Annotated in this window: 24 protein-coding genes and 1 pseudogene; 17 read left to right on the top strand and 8 right to left on the bottom strand. The window is 63.5% G+C overall.

Annotated elements, in window-relative coordinates; all coding sequences use genetic code 11:
- Positions 1–4 precede the first annotated feature (4 nt).
- Positions 5–1438, top strand: a complete 1434-nt coding sequence (gene der / locus RQ479_RS15135; RefSeq protein WP_376705683.1) for a ribosome biogenesis GTPase Der — start codon at positions 5–7, stop codon at positions 1436–1438.
- A 250-nt stretch (positions 1439–1688) separates the two neighbouring features.
- Here the strand turns inward: der and RQ479_RS15130 are convergent, their stop codons facing one another.
- On the bottom strand, positions 1689–2444 hold the full coding sequence (locus tag RQ479_RS15130; protein WP_376705682.1) for an SDR family NAD(P)-dependent oxidoreductase: 756 nt from the start codon (positions 2442–2444) through the stop codon (positions 1689–1691).
- A 189-nt stretch (positions 2445–2633) separates the two neighbouring features.
- Between RQ479_RS15130 and RQ479_RS15125 the strand changes: the two genes are divergently transcribed.
- The 7 genes and pseudogenes from RQ479_RS15125 to RQ479_RS15095 all read left to right on the top strand — a co-directional run.
- Entirely contained in the window at positions 2634–3206 is a 573-nt protein-coding gene (locus RQ479_RS15125; RefSeq protein WP_376705681.1) for a L,D-transpeptidase, read from the top strand.
- 199 nt (positions 3207–3405) lie between these two features.
- Complete coding sequence (locus RQ479_RS15120; RefSeq protein WP_352503875.1) at positions 3406–3540, top strand: ABC transporter; 135 nt, start codon at positions 3406–3408, stop codon at positions 3538–3540.
- Between the two features lie 148 nt (positions 3541–3688).
- Positions 3689–4261 carry a hypothetical protein gene (locus RQ479_RS15115; protein WP_352529312.1) on the top strand — a complete coding sequence of 191 codons (573 nt, stop codon included), beginning with the start codon at positions 3689–3691 and terminating at the stop codon, positions 4259–4261.
- A gap of 200 nt (positions 4262–4461) precedes the next feature.
- Positions 4462–5049 (top strand): protein-S-isoprenylcysteine O-methyltransferase, encoded by a 588-nt coding sequence (locus RQ479_RS15110; protein ID WP_376705949.1) that lies wholly within the window; start codon positions 4462–4464, stop codon positions 5047–5049.
- Between the two features lie 11 nt (positions 5050–5060).
- The gene (locus RQ479_RS15105) at positions 5061–5840 is read left to right on the top strand and encodes a hypothetical protein (protein ID WP_376705680.1); all 780 of its coding nucleotides are present in this window, start codon (positions 5061–5063) and stop codon (positions 5838–5840) included.
- Positions 5837–6727, top strand: coding sequence for an SDR family NAD(P)-dependent oxidoreductase (locus RQ479_RS15100; protein WP_376705679.1), 891 nt, complete (start codon positions 5837–5839; stop codon positions 6725–6727). The genes RQ479_RS15105 and RQ479_RS15100 overlap by 4 nt, the downstream gene beginning before the upstream one ends.
- A gap of 39 nt (positions 6728–6766) precedes the next feature.
- Positions 6767–6996, top strand: a pseudogene (locus tag RQ479_RS15095) (ribosome biogenesis GTPase Der); the annotation flags it as partial.
- Positions 6997–7226: 230 nt separating this feature from the next.
- On the opposite strand, the gene RQ479_RS15090 reads toward RQ479_RS15095, so the two are convergent.
- Positions 7227–8132, bottom strand: coding sequence for a LysR substrate-binding domain-containing protein (locus RQ479_RS15090; protein ID WP_376705678.1), 906 nt, complete (start codon positions 8130–8132; stop codon positions 7227–7229).
- Positions 8133–8252: 120 nt separating this feature from the next.
- On the opposite strand from RQ479_RS15090, the gene RQ479_RS15085 reads away from it, so the two are divergent.
- The 7 genes from RQ479_RS15085 (at position 8253) to RQ479_RS15055 (ending at position 13804) form a co-directional block, all read left to right on the top strand.
- Entirely contained in the window at positions 8253–9572 is a 1320-nt protein-coding gene (locus tag RQ479_RS15085) for an MFS transporter (protein ID WP_376705677.1), read from the top strand.
- Positions 9573–9679: 107 nt separating this feature from the next.
- Positions 9680–10864: a cell wall hydrolase gene (locus tag RQ479_RS15080; RefSeq protein WP_376705676.1), complete on the top strand. Its 1185-nt coding sequence runs from the start codon at positions 9680–9682 to the stop codon at positions 10862–10864.
- A gap of 255 nt (positions 10865–11119) precedes the next feature.
- A complete protein-coding gene (locus tag RQ479_RS15075; RefSeq protein WP_376705675.1) occupies positions 11120–11518 on the top strand; it encodes an AtpZ/AtpI family protein in 399 nt (132 codons plus the stop codon).
- Between the two features lie 71 nt (positions 11519–11589).
- Positions 11590–12348: a F0F1 ATP synthase subunit A gene (locus tag RQ479_RS15070; protein ID WP_376705674.1), complete on the top strand. Its 759-nt coding sequence runs from the start codon at positions 11590–11592 to the stop codon at positions 12346–12348.
- A 66-nt stretch (positions 12349–12414) separates the two neighbouring features.
- Entirely contained in the window at positions 12415–12639 is a 225-nt protein-coding gene (locus RQ479_RS15065; protein ID WP_006206606.1) for a F0F1 ATP synthase subunit C, read from the top strand.
- Positions 12640–12720: 81 nt separating this feature from the next.
- Positions 12721–13302 (top strand): F0F1 ATP synthase subunit B, encoded by a 582-nt coding sequence (locus tag RQ479_RS15060; protein WP_376705673.1) that lies wholly within the window; start codon positions 12721–12723, stop codon positions 13300–13302.
- Positions 13303–13312: 10 nt separating this feature from the next.
- Entirely contained in the window at positions 13313–13804 is a 492-nt protein-coding gene (locus RQ479_RS15055) for a F0F1 ATP synthase subunit B (RefSeq protein ID WP_376705672.1), read from the top strand.
- A 246-nt stretch (positions 13805–14050) separates the two neighbouring features.
- On the opposite strand, the gene RQ479_RS15050 is transcribed toward RQ479_RS15055, so the two are convergent.
- On the bottom strand, positions 14051–14746 hold the full coding sequence (locus RQ479_RS15050; RefSeq protein ID WP_376705671.1) for a ribonuclease HII: 696 nt from the start codon (positions 14744–14746) through the stop codon (positions 14051–14053).
- Positions 14747–14910: 164 nt separating this feature from the next.
- Positions 14911–16065, bottom strand: a complete 1155-nt coding sequence (locus RQ479_RS15045; protein WP_376705670.1) for a PA0069 family radical SAM protein — start codon at positions 16063–16065, stop codon at positions 14911–14913.
- Positions 16066–16216: 151 nt separating this feature from the next.
- On the opposite strand from RQ479_RS15045, the gene RQ479_RS15040 reads away from it, so the two are divergent.
- Together RQ479_RS15040 and RQ479_RS15035 are read left to right on the top strand one after the other, a co-directional pair.
- Positions 16217–16720 carry a glycosyltransferase gene (locus RQ479_RS15040; RefSeq protein WP_292664385.1) on the top strand — a complete coding sequence of 168 codons (504 nt, stop codon included), beginning with the start codon at positions 16217–16219 and terminating at the stop codon, positions 16718–16720.
- A gap of 181 nt (positions 16721–16901) precedes the next feature.
- Positions 16902–17876, top strand: a complete 975-nt coding sequence (locus RQ479_RS15035) for a hypothetical protein (RefSeq protein WP_352469056.1) — start codon at positions 16902–16904, stop codon at positions 17874–17876.
- Between the two features lie 31 nt (positions 17877–17907).
- On the opposite strand, the gene moaB is transcribed toward RQ479_RS15035, so the two are convergent.
- The 4 genes from moaB to RQ479_RS15015 all read right to left on the bottom strand — a co-directional run bounded on the left by moaB (position 17908) and on the right by RQ479_RS15015 (position 20490).
- Positions 17908–18450 carry a molybdenum cofactor biosynthesis protein B gene (moaB, locus tag RQ479_RS15030; protein ID WP_352469055.1) on the bottom strand — a complete coding sequence of 181 codons (543 nt, stop codon included), beginning with the start codon at positions 18448–18450 and terminating at the stop codon, positions 17908–17910.
- Positions 18437–19339, bottom strand: coding sequence for a 4-(cytidine 5'-diphospho)-2-C-methyl-D-erythritol kinase (locus RQ479_RS15025; protein WP_376705669.1), 903 nt, complete (start codon positions 19337–19339; stop codon positions 18437–18439). The genes moaB and RQ479_RS15025 overlap by 14 nt, the downstream gene beginning before the upstream one ends.
- A gap of 26 nt (positions 19340–19365) precedes the next feature.
- A complete protein-coding gene (locus tag RQ479_RS15020; protein ID WP_376705668.1) occupies positions 19366–19551 on the bottom strand; it encodes a hypothetical protein in 186 nt (61 codons plus the stop codon).
- Between the two features lie 81 nt (positions 19552–19632).
- Positions 19633–20490 carry a S49 family peptidase gene (locus RQ479_RS15015; protein WP_376705667.1) on the bottom strand — a complete coding sequence of 286 codons (858 nt, stop codon included), beginning with the start codon at positions 20488–20490 and terminating at the stop codon, positions 19633–19635.
- Positions 20491–20527 lie beyond the last annotated feature (37 nt).

Below are 20527 nucleotides of genomic sequence, written 5' to 3'. Positions count from 1 at the left end.
TTCCATGACCTTCAAAGTCGCCATCATCGGCCGGCCTAACGTCGGCAAATCGACCCTTTTCAATCGGCTGGTGGGAAGGAAGCTGGCGCTTGTCGACGACACGCCGGGCGTTACCCGCGATCGACGCGTCCATGCCGCCAAGCTCTACGATCTGCATTTCGACGTCATCGACACCGCCGGCTTCGAGGATGCGGCGGCCTCGACGCTGCCCGGCCGCATGCGTGCCCAGACCGAGATCGCCATCCGCGAGGCCGACCTGATCTTTTTTACGATCGATGCCAAGTCCGGGCTGATGCCCGACGACAAGACGTTCGCCGAGATCGTGCGCAAGTCCGGCAAGCCGGTTGTCGTCGTCGCCAACAAGGCCGAGGCGCGCGGCGCCCAGGGCGGCATGCTGGAGGCCTGGGAGCTCGGCCTTGGCGAGCCGATCCCGGTTTCGGCCGAACACGGCCAGGGCCTGCCCGATTTGCGCGACGCGGTGATCGCAGCACTTGGCGAGGCGCGCGCCTTCGGTGAGGACGAAGAGGCCGGTGAGGAGGAGATCGCCGCCAGCGAGGTGCTGATCGGCGAAGACATCACCGACCCGGACGCAGAGCCGAGCTATGACGACACCAAGCCGATGCGCATCGCCGTCGTCGGCCGTCCCAACGCCGGCAAGTCGACCCTGATCAACGCGCTGATCGGCGAGGAACGGCTGTTGACCGGCCCCGAGGCCGGCATCACCCGCGATTCCATCTCGGTCGACTGGGACTGGCATGGCCGCCGCTTAAAACTGTTCGACACCGCCGGCATGCGCCGCAAGGCCAGGATCCACGAAAAGCTCGAAGTGATGTCGGTGCAGGACGGCTTGCGCGCCATCCGCTTTGCCGAGATCGTCATCATTGTGCTCGACGCCACCATTCCCTTCGAGAAGCAGGACCTGCAGATTGCCGACCTGATCATCCGCGAGGGCCGTGCCCCGGTGATCGCCTTCAACAAATGGGACCTTATCGACCATCCCCAGGAGTTGCTGGCCGAGCTGCGCGAAAAAACCGAGCGGCTTCTTCCCCAGGCGCGCGGCATGCAGGCGGTGCCGGTCTCGGCCGAAACCGGGCGTGGCCTCGACAAGCTGATGGATGCTGTCATCAGGACGCATCGAGTTTGGAACAGCCGTGTGTCGACCGGCAAGCTCAACCGCTGGCTGGAAGGCATCCTGGCGCATCATCCGCCGCCCGCCGTCGCCGGGCGCCGGCTGAAGATCAAATATGTCACGCAGGCCAAGACGCGGCCGCCGGGCTTCGTCGTCTCCTGCTCACGCCCCGATGCGATGCCGCAATCCTATGTCCGCTATCTCTCGAACAGCCTGCGCGAGGCTTTCGACATGCCCGGCGTGCCGATCCGCATCGCCTTGCGCACCTCGGACAATCCTTTCGCCAACAGGGCGAAGAAGCGCCGCTGACCTGCGCATCTTCTGGGCGCCAGCATCAGGCTACGCTCCGCAGGCCGCTCGCGGGCAGCGCCTGCACATTTTCGGGTAAGCGATTCCACCGCCACCTGCAGCAGGATGTCGGCAAGTCGCGCCGCCACCGGGTCTGGCTCGGCCTTCCTTGCGATGCGGGAACAGCCCCATCTCAGGCGGGGCGGGCAACCCGCCGATCTGCGGCGTCATCGCCCTGACGGTACCCAGCGCGGGTGGGACAGCCTCTGCACTAATGGGCGGTGTAAGCTCCGTCCACCAGATGGTAGCTCCCAGTGATAAAGCTGGCCTGGTCGGACAGGAGGAAGCATACAAGAGCCGCTACCTCTTCCGGTTTCCCGCGCCTGCCCATCGGCTGAAGACCTGCCATGCGCCGGCTGGCTAATGCCTCCATTTGCTCCGATAAAAGAGGCGTTTCGATCCAGCCGGGGCCGACGACATTGATCCGGATGCCCATCCTAGCATATTCAATCGCCGCGACCTTGGTTAATCCAACGACCCCGTGTTTCGCTGCCGTGTAAGCGGACGCAGTTGGCAAGCCGACGGAACCGAGAACGGAGGACATGTTCACGATGGCGCCTCCGCCTCGATCCAGCATCGCGGCGATTTCGTACTTCATGCTGTAGAAAACGCCATTGAGATTAACGTTTATCAGTTTGTGCCAGTTGTCGAGCGGATAGTCTGCCGTTGCTTTTCGAACGCCGTCGATACCTGCATTGTTTACCGCCATATCCAGTCCGCCGCATTTCTGGACAGTGAACTCGATCAGCTTTTCCACTGCTGCCGCATCCGTGACATCTACCGCAAAGTCGTAGGCCCTGCCTCCTTGCGAGCTTATTTCGGCGGCTGTGCAGTGCGCGGCCTCGGCATCAAGGTCGGCGACAACAATCTCGGCTCCTTCTTGCGCGAGTTGCCGTGAAACAGCCGCCCCTATTCCGGAGCCTGCGCCGGTCACAATCGCGACTTTACCATGGAAGTCAGGCTTCATCGGCTCTGTCCTATGCCCATTTTTGACATAACCGAACAGAGGCAGACGGTCATCGCAAGAAGTTTCGCTCCAATTCGCTTGTCAATCCTGTGAATTCATTTTGCCACCACACAGCGAGACTTGGCCCGCAGCCCTTGGAATGGTAGAGACGAGGGCGGCGGTAGATGACCAGTTTCCTAGCAGGTAGAAATGGAAGAACACCACATTGCGCGCCGGGGGCTCGTGCTGGGTAGTCTGGCTCTGATGATCTCCGGATGTACGTCGATTTCATCCGCGTTCGGACCAAGGCGTGGCCTGAATCCTCGTTACCGACGGCAGCATGTGCGGTACGACGGAAACGAGCCGGCCGGAACGATCGTCGTCGATACTTCGCAACGTTTTCTCTATGCCGTCGAGACGGACGGGTGGGCGACGCGCTACGGCGTCGGCGTCGGCGAGCAGGGACTTTCGTTCAAGGGTACAGCGACCGTCGGCCGCAAGGCGGACTGGCCGTCATGGACACCCACCGACAGCATGATGAAGCGCAAGCCGCGCCTGGTGCAGTATGCAGGGGGGGTCCCTGGCGGACCAAACAACCCGCTTGGTGCGCGTGCCCTTTATCTCTATCGCGACGGGCGCGACACCCACTTCCGGATACATGGTACAAACGAGCCATGGACGATAGGCACAGCGGTATCGAACGGGTGCATCCGTATGATAAATGACGACGTCATTGACCTCTACGACCGTACTCCTTTGGGCACGACGGTGGTGGTTGTTTGATGGTGGGCAGGCCTGATCTCCGTTGGATGGTGAACCCTGCCAGCACGTCACCGCAAAGGTGCCGCCGGCAACCGGGTGCCAACTGTGTCATTTCTGCACTAGGCGTTGGTGTAGATCGCAGCTAACTTGGTGGGGCTGCATATCGTTTTAGTTGTGGCGATTCTATAGGCTATTCCGCCCCCGGGGAAAGGATTGCTTGATGAACAGGATATTGATTGCAATGGTTGCTGTGCTCGCCGTTGCCAGCCTGAGCGGCTGCGCGAACGACTGGATCGGCAAAGGAAAGGGTAAGGCTCCGGCACCCGCTCCGGTTGAGCAACCAGTGATTAAGTAAGGACCGGCTTGTATGGGGAAGGGGTGCCAAGCCCTTCCCCATACATACGCAGCCGGGGCTTTGGCCGGCTTCATAGCGTACGGCGCGGTTGGCGGGCATAGGTCGTTATTAGGTCTGTGCTTTGTGAAGTTCGGGAATGGACGCGGCGATGACGCTTGTAAGTAGCCGTCTCTTGCTTGTGGCGTTGGTGGCCCTCCCGGCAGCGGCATGTCAGACGAAAGACCTGCCGCCCCAGCCGAATTTCGTATCTTATGCCGATGGCGGAGCTGCGCCTCAAAAAAACGACGAGCGGTACTTCATCGAGTTCCGCTCCCGCTACGCCCTAAGCTACGGCCACACCTACGCAGTTTTTGGGCGCCTGGACCGGGCCGGGAGAATGATCGATCCCCAAGTCGCGGGCCTTCACCCGGCTTCGAACAGTGCGGTTCCCTATGTTCTGGGCCATATCGTGCCGGTGCCAGCTGAAACCGGGTGGAGCGACGGTGATCTGGAAGAACCATACAGATCCGCAAGCTGGCAAATCATATTGACCCGGGCCGAATACGACAAAGTCGTTGCCTACATCCGCAAGCTGCAGGCGAGCTCGCATGTCTGGCAGGCGACGGTCTTGAACTGCAACGGCTTCGTGGCGGACATCGCTCATTCCATGGGATATAAGACTCCCGCCATTCAGCTCCGGCCGCAACAATTCATAACCGAGCTTCGGGAGATGAATACATAACCAAGATTCGAGGGATGAATGGGACCGAATGCGATCGGTACTGCCCCTCCGGCTTTCGCGTCTGCGGACTAACTCGGAGAGGATCGCTGCGCCTGAAGGTCGGCCGGTGACGAAATCGAGGCGATGGGTGAAGTGGCCATACTCAGGGGCAGCTGCTACAGTCGCGATCGCAGAAAGGGCGCTGGTGACCTGAAGTGAGCATTGCGGCAGCCTCACTTGGCGAGGTCATCTGGGTGATCGGCATCGTTGCTTGGTACGTGATCCGGTATCCCTTCGAGCGCCGGGCAAGGCGCGTGCGAATTGTAACTGGCTACCGCTCACGTTCCGACATCGTCGGGCTTGCATCTGCTCTGTTTGGCCTCGCAATCCTGCCTGCCTTCTATGTTGTCACCGGCATGCCCGCAGCGGCTGACCACCCGGCCAGCGCGTGGGCCGTGGCTCTCGGCACAATCATCTTCTGCTCCGCGCTATGGGTTTTTCGCAGGTCCCACAAGGAACTTGGCCGGAACTGGTCGATTACGCTGGAGATCCGCGAACGGCATGAACTCATCTGCGCCGGACCATACGCTTTGGTCCGCCACCCGATGTATACCTCGTTCCTGCTCATGGGCCTCGGCCAGGTCTTTCTGCTGCCGAACTGGATTGCGGGCATATCGGGTTTGATTGGGTTCGCAGTCCTTTTCCTGCTGAGAGTGGACGAGGAAGAGCGTATGATGCTGGAGAATTTCGGCCCGCAATACCGTGCCTATATGGAAAAGACCAAGCGAATATTCCCTTATCTTTATTAGAGGTACGTTTGATGCGAGGCCGAGCCCTCAAGCTTTCCGCGCCCCGGCGCCTTGTTGGCGATCTGATGAGGTTTTCGATCGGCGTGCCACGGGTCGCGGTGCAGCGTCAGATGAACCTCGGCCCCCTCGTAACGGCTCGAACGGGGCAGCAGACCAGGCCCTCGTGGACCGCGATCTTCCTGAAAGGATATGCGCTTCTCGCCCTAGAGATGCCGGAACTGCGGCGCGCCTATGTCAAGTTGCCCTGGCCGCAGCTTTACGAGTATCCGGCAAGCGTAGCCTCGATTGCCCACGAGCGCGAATATGATGGCGAGCCGGCCGTTCTGCTGAGCTGCATCAAGCGCCCGGAGCGCTACTCCATCACGGAACTTGAGGGATCCATCCACGCGGCTCGATCACGGCCGATCCTGGAGGTCCCGGAGTTCCGGCGTGCCTTGCGGATGGCAGGTGCGCCCGCGCCAGTCAGGTGGCTGCTTATGTGGCTAGGGTTGAACATCGCCCGGCAAAGGGCAAATTACTTCGGTACCTTCCAACTGTCCGTCTATTCTGGTCTCGGTGCGGAATCACTCAACCCGCTGACACCATTGACCACGCTTCTCAACTACGGTCCGATCGGCAAAGACGGATCGGTGAATGTCCGCATCCACTACGATCACCGGGTAATGGATGGAGCGAACGTCGCACGTGCACTGGAGAGATTTGAAAAAATCCTGAACGGCACTGTCGCCAATGAAGTGGTGCTGCTCGGTCAAAGTGTTGCCGCTCCTGCAAGACAGAGGAACGCGACATGATTTCGCACTGTGAATTCCGGCCAGCTATCGTCGTGATTGGCGGCTCGGGTGGAATTGGCCGGGCAATTGCGAGCGTCGCTGCACAGGAGCGCGGTGCGGTTGTGCTGGTTGCCCGCTCGCCCGAGGGTTTGGCCGCTGCGGCGTCTGAGGTTCGGGAGAGGGGTGGCGAGGCATTCACGCTCGAGTTGGATCTCGTGGCAGGCGATGCGCCAACGCGCCTGGAGGGCTTTCTGTCGGCACACGGCCTAGTCTGTGATGTCCTGGTCAACAGCGCCGGCTATGGCCTGCGGGGCGCGACGACGGCGCTGCCTATTAATGGTCAACTCGGCATCATCGATCTCAACATACATTCCCTCACAGAACTGACCCTCCATTTTCTGCCGGGAATGGTGGCGCGCCGACGGGGCGGGGTGCTCAATCTCAGTTCCGTGGCCGGGTTCGTTCCCGGGCCTTATATGGCTCTGTACTTCGCTAGCAAAGCTTTCGTGCGCTTCTTCTCAGAAGCGCTTCACCAAGAATTGCGCCGAACCGGTGTGACGGTCACATGCGTTGCACCAGGCCCGGTGTCGACCGAGTTTCTCGCAAGGTCAGGCGCCAATCAGACGGTGCTCTTCAACATCTTGCCCAAGGTGGATCCGGAGTATGTGGCCGAACGGGCGTGGCGAGGGTTCAAATCCGGTCGTCGCCTCGTCGTACCGGGAATCTCGGCCAAGTTGGCTGCCCTTGCGGCAGCGCTCCTGCCTTCCGCAGCGCTGCTGCCCCTGGTAGGCCGGCTACAACGCGGCGGCAATGATCAATGTCCTTGCGGTTCAGGTATGAAGTTCAAGAAATGCTGCGGTACCCGCCAGATTCAGCTACGCCGGGGCCCTCGGGGAATTAGCCCCTGACCGCAGCACGCCACCGAAAAACCTCATTGAAGCAAGAGACCGCCCGCCGTCGCCGGACGCCGGCTGAAGATCAAATATGTAACCCAGGCCAAGACGCGGCCGCCGGGCTTCGTCGTGTCCTGCTCACGGCCGGACGCGATGCCGCATCCTCTGTCCGCTACCTCTCGAACTGCCTGCGCGAAGCCTTCGACATGCCAGGCGTGCCGATCCGCATCGCCTTGCGCACCTCGGACAATCCTTTTGCCAGCAGGGCGAAGAAGCGCCACTGAGGGGAAGCTTATGCAGCGCTGGCGGGCCAGCACCCCCCTCTGCCCTGCCGGGCATCTCCCCCTCAAGGGGGGAGATTGGCAGCTTCTCCCCCGCGCCTTTTTCCCAGCGTCTGAGATTGGCGAAAGCCAACGTGACAGCCAATCTCCCCCCTTGAGGGGGAGATGTCCGGCAGGACAGAGGGGGGTGTGACGGAACGCGACGCTGGTACCTGGTGTCTAAGCGACGTCTCTCAGCCCCTCATTCCCCGAGCATTTCCCGGCAACGCTTCCAGCGCCGCCTGCAGCAGGATGTCGCCGAGCCGCGCCGCTACCGGGTCGGGCTCGGCCTCCTTGCGATGCAGGAACAGCGCCATCTTGGGCAAAGCGGGCAGCCCGGCGATCTCCGGCGTCATTGCCCTGACGGTGGCCGGCAGGCCGATATCGGTGCGGATCGTCAGGCCGAGCCCGGCGGCGACGGCTGCCCAGATGCCGCCAAGGCTCGGGCTGGAGAAGGCCATCCGCCATGACAGGCCGGCACGGTCCAGCGTTTCGGTCGCCACGCTGCGCAGCAGGCACGGCGCCTCGAGCGCCACCAGCGGTAACGGCTCGCCTTCGCGCAGGCTGGTCTCGATCTGTTTTGCCGGGCCGATCCAGCGCATCTGAACGTCGGCGACATGCCGGCTGTAAGGCAGCGTCGCGCCATTGTGCCAGGCAAGCGCGATATCGAGGTTGCCCGAAATGATCCGTTCGGCGAGCTCATGGCTGCGTGCGATCCTGGCTTCGATCTTGACCTTGGGATGGGCGCGGGCGAAGCGCCCGAGCACCTCCGGCAGCACCGCCTCGCCGAAATCCTCCTGCAGCCCAAGCCGCACCCAACCCTCCAGCTCGACATCGTGGATGGCGGAGGCGGCCTCATCATTGAGCTCGATCAGCCGCCGCGCATAGCCGAGCATGGTCTCGCCCGCGTCCGTCAGCGCCAGACCGCGCCCCGATTTGCGGAAGATCGGCGTCGCCGCCTGCTCTTCCAGTTTCTTCAATTGTGCGCTGATTGCCGAGGTCGAGCGGCCGAGCCGGTCGGCGGCCTTGGCGAAGCTGCCCAACTCCATGCCGGTGACGAAGCTGCGCAGCACGTCGAGATCGAATGTCACACGTCGCATAGCGATAATCCTGATATTTGGGACATTACGTCAAAAACTTCCTGATATTCAGTACGAAGCTATGGCGGTAGGGACAGCGCGTCAAGACCGAACGCAACCAGCCCAGGCAGGAGCTGAACCATGTCCGCTATCGCCACAGGACCAGATTGCAAACCGCTTCGCCCAGGCGCCGTTGCCGCCCCGTCAGAAGCGGCGGCACTTCGAGCCAATCATCGCTGGAAGGTGCTGGGCATCGGCGTCGCCGCCAATGCCTGCTTTTCCGCGACCTTCTCCGGCATTCCGGCGACGGCGGTGTTCCTGCGCTCGGGCTATCATCTCTCCAATGGCGAACTCGGCCTGGCGCTTGGCCTTCTCGGCCTGGGCGTGGCGCTGAGCGAATTGCCGTGGGGGCTGCTGACCGATCGCTGGGGCGACCGCCGCGTGCTGCTGACCGGGCTCGGTGCAACCGCGGTTTGGCTGCTTGTCATGGCCGCGCTGGTTGTGCCGTCACCGGCCCACATTCCCAGCATCGCGCTTCTCGCCGCTGCCCTGCTGGTCACCGGATTGCTCGGCGGCAGCGTCAACGGCTCCAGCGGCCGCGCCATCATGGCCTGGTTCGGCGAAGGCGAGCGCGGCTTTGCCATGAGCATCAGGCAGACGGCGGTGCCGCTTGGCGGCGGGCTTGGCGCGCTCGTGCTGCCATCGCTCGCTTCAGCCCATGGCTTCACGGCGGTCTTCGGACTTCTGGCGGTTGCATCCGCCGTCTCGACCTCGCTCGCCTGGCGCTGGCTGCATCAGCCGCCGGCGCATGACGGCGCGCATTCGAGCAGCACGGCATTGCCGGCCGGCCCGGCGCCGCTGCGCAACCCGGCCGTCTGGCGCATCGCAACAGCCATCGGCCTGCTATGCTTTCCGCAGGTGGCGGTGCTCACCTTTGCTTCCGTCTTCCTGCATGATTTCGCCGGCATGGGAACAGCCGTGATCAGCGCCAGCCTGGCTGCTGTGCAGGTCGGCGCCATGGTCATGCGCGTCTGGAGCGGCCGCTACACCGACCGTCACGGCAACCGCCGGCCGTTTCTGCGTCTGTGCAGCATGCTGAGCGTGGCCGCGTTCACCGTGCTTGCGGCGCTCGTCTTGTTGGCGGCCCAATTCTTGTCAGGCCAAGTGCCGATGCTGTCGCCGGCGATCGTTGCGGTGCTGGTCGTGGCCGGCATCTGCGTCTCCTCCTGGCACGGCGTCGCCTACACCGAGCTTGCGACGCTCGCCGGCGCGAGCCAGGCCGGAACGGCGCTCGGCCTTGCCAACAGCCTGGTCTTCATCGCCTTCTTCCTGGTGCCGATCGCCATTCCGGGGCTTCTCGTGCTCTGCTCATGGGCAGGCGTCTGGCTGGGTGCGGCTATTTGCGCGCTGATCGCCTGGCCGATCTTTCTTCCGTCAAGCGATGGCCGCAAAAGCGCCTGACTTCGACACGAGATGGGAAAACAACGTTCTAAGCTGTTAACGCCCCATCAAGGTTAATGCATCATTGTAGCTCTCCAGTGGGGTCCGTTGCGTTTCTGGAGAGTTCCGTGCATCGACGTGTTTTGACGCGGCTTGTCGCCGCCGCCGGTGAGAAAAAGCGTTCCTTCCTGTCTCCTCTCGTTATTGGCCTTGGCATCTGGGTCGGCTTTCCGACTGTCGTTGCCTATCAGGACATGACCAGCCTGGTCTCCGGCCTTGAGGCGCCGAGCGTCCGCTGGAACGCCTATGTCGAGAAATCCGTCGCCGGCTCCGTTCACGCCGCCGAAATGCCCTTCCTCGATTCCAGCAGCACCGGCTCGCTCTCCGGCTCCGGTGTGCAATTGCCCGGCATCGGCACCGTTTCGTTTCGCGGCAAGGGCGGCAGCGCCGGCACGACGCCGGACGAGAACCGCATCATGCGCGCCGACAAGAAGGGCCGCATCATCCAGGTCTCGCCCGTCTCGCCGCCGAAGAACTTCAACGCCGGCTCGATCTTCGAGCGCACCTCTTCGCTGCTCCGCCCGAGCATGGACAGCGGCCTGAGGATGGCTTTCGCCAAGCCCGAGATCAAAGGCAAGGAAATCCAGATCGCCGCCGCCTTCCACGCGCGCATCGACAAGAAGCCGGATCCCGGCGTGCCGGCGATGCTTGCCGCGCTGGTCAACAATGATCATCCCGACGTGCTGGCGACCGCCTATGCCTCGTCCGCCCCCGATTACGCCAAGGCGTCGCCGTTCGAGGCCTTGCTGCAGGACGAGGACCCGAACGACGGCCGCTTCATTCCGCCGCTGAGCAAGGGCGATCATTCGTGGATGCAGACGCCGCTGCCGGCAAGCGTCTTTTCCAAACCGGAGCAGGCCTGCCTTGCCAATGGCATCTATTTCGAGGCGCGCGGCGAATCCGTGCGCGGCCAGGCCGCCGTTGCCCAGGTCATCCTCAACCGCGTCCGCAACCCGGCCTACCCGAACTCGATCTGCGGCGTCGTCTACCAGAACGACAACTGGTTTAACCGCTGCCAGTTTTCCTTCGCCTGCGATGGCAGGAAGAAGCGCATCGACAACCCCGCCGCCTACAAGACCGCACAGGATGTCGCCATGGCCGTCACTGCCGGCAAGATCTTCATTCCGGAAGTCGGCTCGTCGACGCATTATTACGCCAACTACGTCCATCCGGGCTGGGCGCGGACGATGAAGAAAATGACCAGGATCGGCCTGCATATCTTCTATCGCACCTATGGCGGCGGCTGGAGCTGAGTGCTCGGGCAGCCGTTGCGTCTTTCGCGGGAGAGCGGCCGATCGAAGACGCATCGCCGTGAGGATTCGGCCACAGCCCGCCGGGGACTGCGTCGGGCACGATGTCGCACCCGGGCAAGCAGCTGATTTATAACGAAAAAATACTTGAGCTTGAACGTCCGCCCGTGGCTTGACGGGCGCGGACCCTCTAACTATGTTGCCGGCGACTTTAAGAAGCGGACGGACGGTGACGGTCTGACCGGGCAGGGGGGTTGCGTGGCCGACAAGAATGGGCCAGACGGAACCGGAAAAACCGGCCGCGGCAAGCAGCATGAAGCCGACATCCGCGACGACGATCTTGAGCGCCGCCGGCGCGACCTTGAAGCATCGCTTGCGACAAGGCGGCCGGATCGGCTCGAGGGGAAAGACGACGCGAAAGCGGGCAGTGTGGCCGGGTACGGCCAGGCGCTCAAGCTGTCCAGCGAGTTCATCGCCGGGATAGTGGTCGGTGCGGCTCTCGGCTGGTTTATCGATCGCGTGGCGGGGACATCGCCATGGGGTCTGATAGTCGGGCTGCTGCTGGGTTTTGTCGCCGGCGTGCTCAATGTCCTGCGTTCAGCCGGGCTTGTGTCGGAATTCGGAACGGGCGACAAACCGCGCGATCCGAAAGAATGAATTGAGGCGCCGCATGCCGGCGCATTGAACAGGATACTGAAGCCGTCTGCGGCTTTGATGGGGATTTTAAAGTGGCTGCTGACAAGGTCGATCCGATCCACCAGTTCCAGATCCATCCGATCATTCCGATTCACATCGGCGGCTACGACCTGTCTTTCACCAATTCGGCTCTGTTCATGCTTGCGACGGTTGCTGTCGCATCGGCGTTTCTCTACCTCAGCACGTCGAGCCGCAGTCTCGTCCCGGGCCGCCTTCAGTCGGTCTCGGAAATGGCCTATGAATTTGTCGGCAATATGCTGAGGGACGCCGCGGGCACGCAAGGCATGAAGTTCTTCCCCTTCGTGTTCTCGCTGTTCATGTTCGTGCTTGTCGCTAACCTGCTTGGCCTGTTCCCGTATTTCTTCACCATCACCAGCCACATCATCGTCACCTTCGGCCTCGCTGCGCTGGTGATCGGAACGGTCGTCGTCTACGGCTTCACCAAGCACGGCCTTGGCTTCCTGAAGCTGTTCGTCCCGCATGGCGTGCCGATCTACCTGCTGCCGCTGGTGGTGCTTATCGAGGTGATTTCCTTCGTCTCGCGTCCGGTCAGCCTCTCGGTTCGTCTGTTCGCCAACATGCTCGCCGGTCACATCACGCTGAAAGTGTTCTCGGGCTTTGTCGTCAGCCTGAGCGCGCTCGGCGCGGTCGGCGTAGCGGGCTCAGTTCTGCCGCTGGCGATGGCCGTGGCGCTGACGGCGCTGGAGCTGCTGGTCGCGTTCCTGCAGGCCTACGTCTTTGCCGTGCTGACCTGCATGTATCTCAACGACGCCCTGCATCCCGGGCACTGACAAGGTTTCCGGCATTGCCGCCGGATGGAATCGCAACGGAATTTTAGATCCAAAGGAGTTGAATAAATGGACGCAGAAGCAGCAAAGTACATTGGCGCCGGCATCGCATGCCTCGGCATGGGCGGCGCGGGCATTGGCCTCGGCAACATCTTCGGCAGCTATCTGGCGGGCGCGCTGCGCAACCCATCGGCCGCCGACGGCCAGTTCGGCCGCCTGATTTTCGGCTTCGCCGTGACCGAAGCGCTTGGTATTTTCTCGCTTCTCATCGCGCTTCTCGCCCTGTTCGGCTGAATACTTGTTCGGCTGAACATTGGGAAGAATTGAACAGGCCGGCCGCGATCCTGCGGCGGGTCTGAATTTCGGGGATAGTCCATGTTTGTGACATCTGCCTTTGCGCAAGAGTCCGCGCCCGCCGCAACGGAAGGCGAAACGCACGCCGCCACCGGCGTGCCTGCCGAGGCGCATGGCACGTTCCCGCCATTCAATCCGGCGACGTACCCGTCACAGCTGCTGTGGCTGGCAATCACTTTCGGGCTGTTCTACCTCTTCTTGAAGCGAGTAGTGATGCCGCGCGTCGGCGGCATCATCGACGTTCGCAACGACCGCATCACGCAGGATCTCGATCATGCTGCCCGGCTGAAAAGCGAGGCCGACGCCGCCGTTGCCGCCTATGAGCAGGAATTGGCGGAAGCCAAGGGCAAGGCCAATGCGATCGGTCAGCAGGCCAACGATGCGGCCAAGGCGGAAGCCGAAGCTGCCCGCAAGACGATCGAGGCAGCGCTTGACCAGAAGCTTGGCGAGGCCGAGGCGCGCATTTCTTCCATCAAGGCCAACGCCATGAAGGAAGTCAGCACCATCGCAGAGGACACCGCTTCGGCCATCGTCGAGGCGCTTGTCGGCGGCAAGGCCAGCAAGGCCGAAATCGCGGCCGCCGTCAAATCCGTGGCCGGGTGAGGAGCGCATCATGGACGCCACATCTCTCGCGACGCTTTGGGCAACCGTCGCCCTCGTAATCTTCCTCGGCATTGCCATCTACATCAAGGTGCCGGGCATGATCGCCAAGGCGCTCGATGCGCGGGCCGACAAGATCAGCTCCGAGCTCGAGGAAGCGCGCCGGTTGCGCGAAGAGGCCCAGCAGCTGCTTGGCCAATACCAGCGCAAGCGCAAGGAAGCCGAGCAGGAGGCCGCAGCCATCGTCGCCGCCGCCAAGCGCGAAGCCGACATGCTTGCCGCCGAGGCGCACAAGAAGACCGAGGACTATGTCGCCCGGCGTACCGCCTTGGCCGAGCAGAAGATCGGCCAGGCCGAGCGCGAGGCGATCGGCGAAGTGCGCGCCAGCGCCGTCGATATCGCGGTCGAAGCCGCGCGCGCGCTGCTGGCCGGCAAGATGGACGCCAAGGCCGGCGCCGACCTGTTCAACGCCTCGCTGCAGGATTTGAAGTCGAAGCTGAATTAAGCGACTTCGTCGAGAAATTCATCGAAGCCGCCTGGGAAACCTGGCGGCTTTTTTGTTAGCGAAAGCGGCAGAGCGCAAATCTCCCCCCTCGAGGGGGAGATGTCGCCGAAGGCGACAGAGGGGTCGGTACGTCCTGGCGCGACGCCATGTGGGATGAAAGAGAAGGTTGGCGCTTCACGCGAGGCGACCCCCTCTGGCCTGCCGGCCATCTCCCTTCAAGGGGGAGATTACGCCTGGCCGGATCGCTCAATCCAGGCCCGAAAAACCCTCTTCCTCGAGCACCTCGGTGCCGCCGAACCGGAACGGCGCGAAGGAGGCGCGGTGCAGCCGCGCCACTGGTCCATGCAGATCGATCGCCGTGCGATGGCGCACAGTGGCGTAGCCCATATGCAACTCGAAGCCGTAATGCGCATGATGGCTGCCGCAGCCGCACATCATGCGGTCGCGCATCACCTTGGCGACGATCGAGGCTGCGGCGATCGACTGCGAGCGCTGGTCGCCCTTGATCAGCGCTCTGCCCTCGCAGGGCAGGCCAGGCGGCACGTCGCGGCCGTCGGCCAGCGCCAGCTTCGGCCGGATTGACAGGCCTGCCACGGCACGGCGCATCGCCTCCAGGCTGGCCTTGAGGATGTTGGAGGCATCGATGCCTTCGGCGCTGACCGACGCCATCGATACGGCGAGCGCGGAGCCGAGGATTTTCAGGAACAGCGCCTCACGCTGCAAATGCGTCAGCCGCTTGGAATCGTCGAGGCCGTCGGGGATGTTGGCGGGATCGAGCACCACCGCTGCCGCCACCACCGGCCCGGCGAGCGGGCCACGGCCGGCCTCGTCCATCCCAGCCACCGGCCAAAGGCCTTCGGCCATCGCCCTCGTCTCGAACGAGAAGTCGGGTTTCTCGACGATTTCGAAGAGAAGCGGAGAATCGGAACGCGGGCGAGCCATGGTGCGGCGAGGTTCGCATCGGCTCCGATTCTCCGCAAGTCCCCTCCGGGTCGGGCGGGGCACCGGACCCGGAGGGTTACCGTCGGAAGCCCGGGGACAGGACAGGCCGGACGGGACTTTTCGCCTGCTGCGGCCGCTTCAAGCGGCTGGCGCGAGACGCTTTGTCACAGCAGCATCAGCTGCTCGGTTGCCTTGGCTGCGGGGACGAACTGGTCGGTCCTCAGCGAGCGCCGCTCGGCATTGAGGCCGAGCCGTTTGGCAGCGATCTCGAAGCGCCGGCCGATCTGCCAGGCATACGGGCCGGAGCCTTTCATGCGCTTGCCCCACTCCGAATCGTAGTCCTTGCCGTCGCGCATCGAACGGATCAGCGACATGACGTGGCGATAGCGGTCGGGATAGTGGCGCAGCAGCCAGTCCTTGAAGATCGGCGCGACCTCCAGCGGCAGGCGCAGCAGCACATAACCGGCCTCGCGCGCACCCGCTGCCTGCGCCGAATCGAGGATGCGCTCCATCTCCGGGTCGGTCAGTCCGGGGATGATCGGCGCGACCATCACCGAGGCCGGAATGCCAGCATCCGAAAGCTGCCGGATCGCCTCCAGCCGCTTGGTCGGCGTCGACGCGCGTGGCTCCATGGTGCGCGCCAGCGTGCGGTCGAGCGTCGTCACCGACAATGCCACCTTGGCCAGCCCGCGTTCGGCCATGCGTGACAGAATGTCGATATCGCGTGTCACCAGCGCCGACTTGGTGACGATGCCGACCGGATGCCCGCGCGCCTCCAGCACTTCGAGGATCTCGCGCATGATCCGGTATTGCTTCTCGATCGGCTGATAGGGATCGGTGTTGGTGCCGATGGCGATGGTGCGCGGCTGGTAATTATCCCTGGACAATTCCTTGTCGAGCAGCCGCGCCGCATCCGGCTTGGCAAACAGCTTCGATTCGAAATCCAGCCCCGGCGACAGGCCCATGAAGCTGTGCGTCGGCCGCGCGAAACAATAGACGCAGCCATGTTCGCAGCCGCGATAGGGATTGATCGAGCGGTCGAAGGAGATGTCGGGCGATTCGTTGCGCGTGATGATGGTGCGCGGCTTCTCGACCTGTACCTCGGTCTTGAACGGCGGCAGCTCTTCCAGCGAATTCCAGCCATCGTCGAACACATGCCGGCTGACCGGCTCGAAACGGCCGGACGGATTGATGCCCGCCGACCTGCCGCGATTGCGGTCCGGACGGACGCGCATGCCGCTCTGCTCGATCATCGCATTCGCTATCTCGGCCCTGCCAGCGCCGAAGGCTGCAATATCGGCACGCACGATCTGTTCCATTTTGGCCCTCTCCCAGGGACTGTCCGCCCGCTGTCGAATCGCTCTGCTCATGAATGTATTCCTATCGCATCGATGAGAACAAAGCAAGAACTTTCTCGCGGTGCGCCGCAAAAACTGGCGCTGCCCACCGCTTTCCGCTATTCGGCTAAACATGCTTAGCGTCCTGATCGAAACCCTGAATGACGAGGAGGGCCTTGCCCGCACGCTCGCCTCGCTGATCGGCGGCGCCGTCGAGGGCGTGGTGCGCGACGTTCTCGTCTGCGACACCGGCTCGACCGATCAGACGCACCGCGTCGCCGAACATGCCGGCTGCCACTATGTCAGCGGCGGCATCGCCGCCGGCATCAGGCAGGCCAAGGGCGACTGGCTGCTTTTGCTGGAACCGGGCGCGCGGCTGGGGGAGGGCTGGATCGACGAGGTCGTTGCTCATACCGCCAGGCAAACCATGGCGGCGCGGTTCTCGCGGGCACGCGGCAGCCGCGCGCCGTTCCTGTCGCGCGTCTTTGCCGGAAATCGCGCTCTCGCCGAAGGCCTGGTGATCAGCAAGCGTCAGGCCGCAGCGCTGTCGAAGAACGCCCGCAGCGCCGAAGCGATCGCCCGCGGTCTGGCGACCAGGAGGCTCCACGCCGAGATCTGGGTCGCGCCGCGGAAGTGACGGCTTACCGTCCCGGTCCGGGGGCCAAGCAAATTTTCTGGCGGGTCGTCGCTTATTGTGCATTGCACAAAATCTGGCCGGGCGTTACCATTCCCAGCGATATGGGCGAATAGGGTTTGGGGTGTGCCGGAGCGGCGACGACTAATGTCGATGCTGTTCCCTCGACATTTTGAGGACCCCGATGACCCTTTCAAGCCCTGACAAGTCCGGCGCTGCAAGCCTCGAGGCGATCGCACGCAACGGCGGTACGCTGCGCCGCATCGCCGCCCGCATTCCGACCTATCTTTCCGACCTTCGCGAGAATCCGGCATGGCTGCCGATGTTCATGCTGGCGCGCACGATGCCGGCGCGGCGCCTGCACTGGCGCGGTGCGAAGCCCGTTCCGCCGGCGCGCAATGTCGGTGAAACGATGTTCGCCGGCGTCGATCGCGATGCCGTCGTTGGCGCGCTGCAGACGGAGGGGCTCTATTCGGGCCTGATGCTGCCGGCCGCCATCCATGAGGAGATCGCCCGCTTCGCCGAGCACACGCCATGCTTCGGCAATTTCGACCGCCGGCTGGAATTCCTGCCCGAAAAACACGCCGATGCCGAAAAGCATTTCGGCCGTCCGCTCCTCAGCGGCCATTACTTCGAGCGGGTCCTCGACTGCAGCGCGGCGGTCGCCGTGCAGCGCGATCCGCTGCTTCTCGACGTCGCGGCGCACTATCTCGGCAGTCAGGCCAAGCTGATCACCACCCGCATCTGGTGGAGCTTTCCGACCGGTGGCGTCTCGGACGCCGACAAGAACATGGCCTCCCTCGGCAAATACCATTTCGACCTCGACGACTGGCGCATGCTGAAGTTCTTTTTCTACCTGGTGCCGGTCGACGCCGACACCGGGCCGCATGTCTATGTCCGCGGCTCCCACAACCGCCGCATCCTGAAGCATCAGCTGACGCTTCTGGTCGGCCATTCGGCGGAAGAGGTGCTGGGCGTCTATGGCGAGCAGAGCCCGGTCACGCTGACCGGGCAGGCCGGTCTCGGCTTTGTCGAGGACCCGTTCGGCTTCCATATGGGTACCGTGCCGACGCGCACGCCGCGGCTGATGATGGAAGTCGGCTTCGGCGTGTCGCCGCCGTCGCGCCGCCGGTTTCACGGCGAGCCGGTCATTCGCTGAAGGGATCAGCCGGCTGACCCCTTGGCTCGCCTCAGCCGCGCCGCAAATGTTCGTCCAGGCGCGGCATGATCTCGACGAAGTTGCAGGGCATGTGCCGATAGTCGAGCTGCGGCTTCAAGATGCCGTCCCAGGCGTCCCTGCAGGCGCCCGGCGAGCCCGGCAGCACGAAGACGAAGGTGGCGTTGACGACGCCGCCGGTTGCCCGGCTCTGGATCGTCGAAGTGCCGATCTTGTCGTAGGAGATGCGGTGGAACACTTCGGAAAAGCCGTCCATGCGCTTTTCGAAGATCGGCTCCAGCGCTTCCGGCGTCACGTCGCGGCCGGTGAAGCCGGTGCCGCCGGTGGTGATGACGACATCGATCGCTTCGTCTCTTGACCAACCCAGGACCTTGTCGCGGATCTTGTCGCGGTCGTCGGTGACGATGTCGCGGGCGGCCAGGACATGGCCGGCCTCGGCAATGCGGTCGGCAAGCGTCTGCCCGGATTTGTCGTCGGCGAGGCTGCGCGTATCGGAAACGGTCAGTACCGCGATGCGCACGGGAACGAAGGGGCGGCTCTCGTCAATCCTGGCCATGGGCATCAGCCTTCGATGTCACGCTTCGCGTCGCCGCGACAAACCAGTCGGGATGGCGGCCGCGGATATCGACCGCCGCGCGCTTGGCCACATTGCCGGTCTCGAACAGGCCGAAGCAGGTGGCGCCGGAACCGGACATCCTGGCAAAACCGGCTCCGGCCTTGTTGAGCACGGAAAGCGCCTTGCCGATGGCGGGCTGGATAGCGCGCGCCGCAGGCTCGAGATCGTTGCGGGTGATCTCCAGCCAGTTGCGGATGCTGTGGAAGTCGAGGTTGCGCGGCAGCGGCGGCAGCCCCGCATTGTCGCGGCGGCCAAGCGCCTCGAACACGTCGGCCGTCGAGACGGCAGTGCCGGGATTGACGAGCACCAGACCCAGCGCCGGGAAATCCGGCACGGGCGTCAGCTCGTCGCCGATGCCGCGGGCGATCAGCGGTCTGGCGGCGATGCACATCGGCACGTCGGCGCCGAGCGACAGGCCGATCCGCGCCAGTTCGGCATCGCCGACATCAAGTCCCCAGGTCTGGACCAGGGCGCGCAGCACCGCCGCCGCGTCGCTCGATCCGCCGCCGACGCCGGACGCGACCGGCAGGTTCTTTTCGAGCGTGATGGCGACAGCCGGCGCGTGCTGGGGACCGGCCTCCCGCCGCAGCGCGTCGCGCGCTTTCAGCACCAGGTTACTATCGTCGGCCGGCACCGCTGAGGCGTATTTGCCGGACATCGAAAACCCATCGCTGTCGGCAAGTTCCGTTTCGATGCGGTCGCCAAAGCGCGTGAACACAGCCAGGCTTTCGATCGTGTGATAACCGTCGGCGCGCCGGCCGATGACGTGCAGCGCGAGATTTATCTTGGCGTGCGCATGCGACGCCCGGATACCGGCCCCGGAATTCATTGGCTCGGCCGCGAGGGGGACGACGGTCAATCCTTGGCCAGACGGTATTCGCCGGTCTTCGGATCCTTGACCAGTGTTCCCATCGTGCCGTTGGCCGTCTGCTTTTCGGCCAGACGTATCTTGGCGGTCACCCGCTCGGCTTCCCTGACGAAGGAGCGGTAGCCGAAATAGGCGGCAATGCCGACGACGGCGAAGAAAATGATCTGCGGCATGTCAAACTCCTCCCTCGCAAGGCCGGCAAGGCGGCCGGTCGGGTCGGTTGATGATTTATGCTAGACGTTTTCACCGGCTTTTCAAAGCCCGAAGCGCGCCCACAGCGCGCGCTCTTCCGCCGCATCGATGACGCCGCTTGCCGCGGCGGCGGCAATATCGGGCGCCGAAAAACGCGAGCCGAACAGGCCGAAGCGGCCGAACAGGCCGCGCGGCGCGGTGATCAGCTTCAGCTGGGTCTTTGGCCCGAAACGGCTCTTCAGCACGCTGCGCATGTCGCCGAGCGCATCAACCAGCCCGAGTTCGAGCCCCTTCTTGGCCGTCCAGAACAGGCCGGTGAACAGGTCGGGATCGTCCTTCAGCTTGCTGCCGCGCCTGTCCTTGACGAGATCGATGAAGGTCTCGTGGACCTCGAGCTGCAGCGCCTTCAGGCGCTCGACGTCTTCCTTCTTTTCCGGCTTGAACGGGTCGAGCACCGCCTTGTTCTGGCCGGCGGTGTGGACGCGGCGCTCGACGCCAATCTTCTTCAACAGCTCCGGAAAGCCGAACGAGGCCGACACCACGCCGATCGAGCCGACGATGGAGGACGGGTCGGCAAAGATCTCGTCGCCGGCGACCGCGATCATGTAGCCGCCCGATGCCGCCACGTCCTCGACGAAAACCAGGACCTTCTTGTTCTTCTCGCTCGCCAGGTCGCGGATGCGTCTGAAGATCAGCCGCGACTGCACCGGAGAACCACCTGGCGAATTGATCGAGATGGCGACCGCCGGCGCGTCGAAGGAAAACAGCTTTTCGAGAAGACCGGCGGTGGATGCGAGCGACAGGCTGGGCCGGAACTGGCCGCCGCCGGGCATGATGGTGCCGTGCAGCCGGATGACCGGAATGGTTACGACGGTGGAGCGCCAGGATTTCGGCAGCAGGCGGTTGAAAAGGCGTTTCACGAGGGGGCGGTCTCCGGTCGATTTGCTTGAGGCATGT

The organism is Mesorhizobium sp. ISC25 (assembly GCF_042295465.1).
GTDB lineage: Bacteria > Pseudomonadota > Alphaproteobacteria > Rhizobiales > Rhizobiaceae > Mesorhizobium.
Note: the sequence above shows the minus strand (reverse complement) of the source record. Positions and strands in the feature narration are given on the sequence as shown.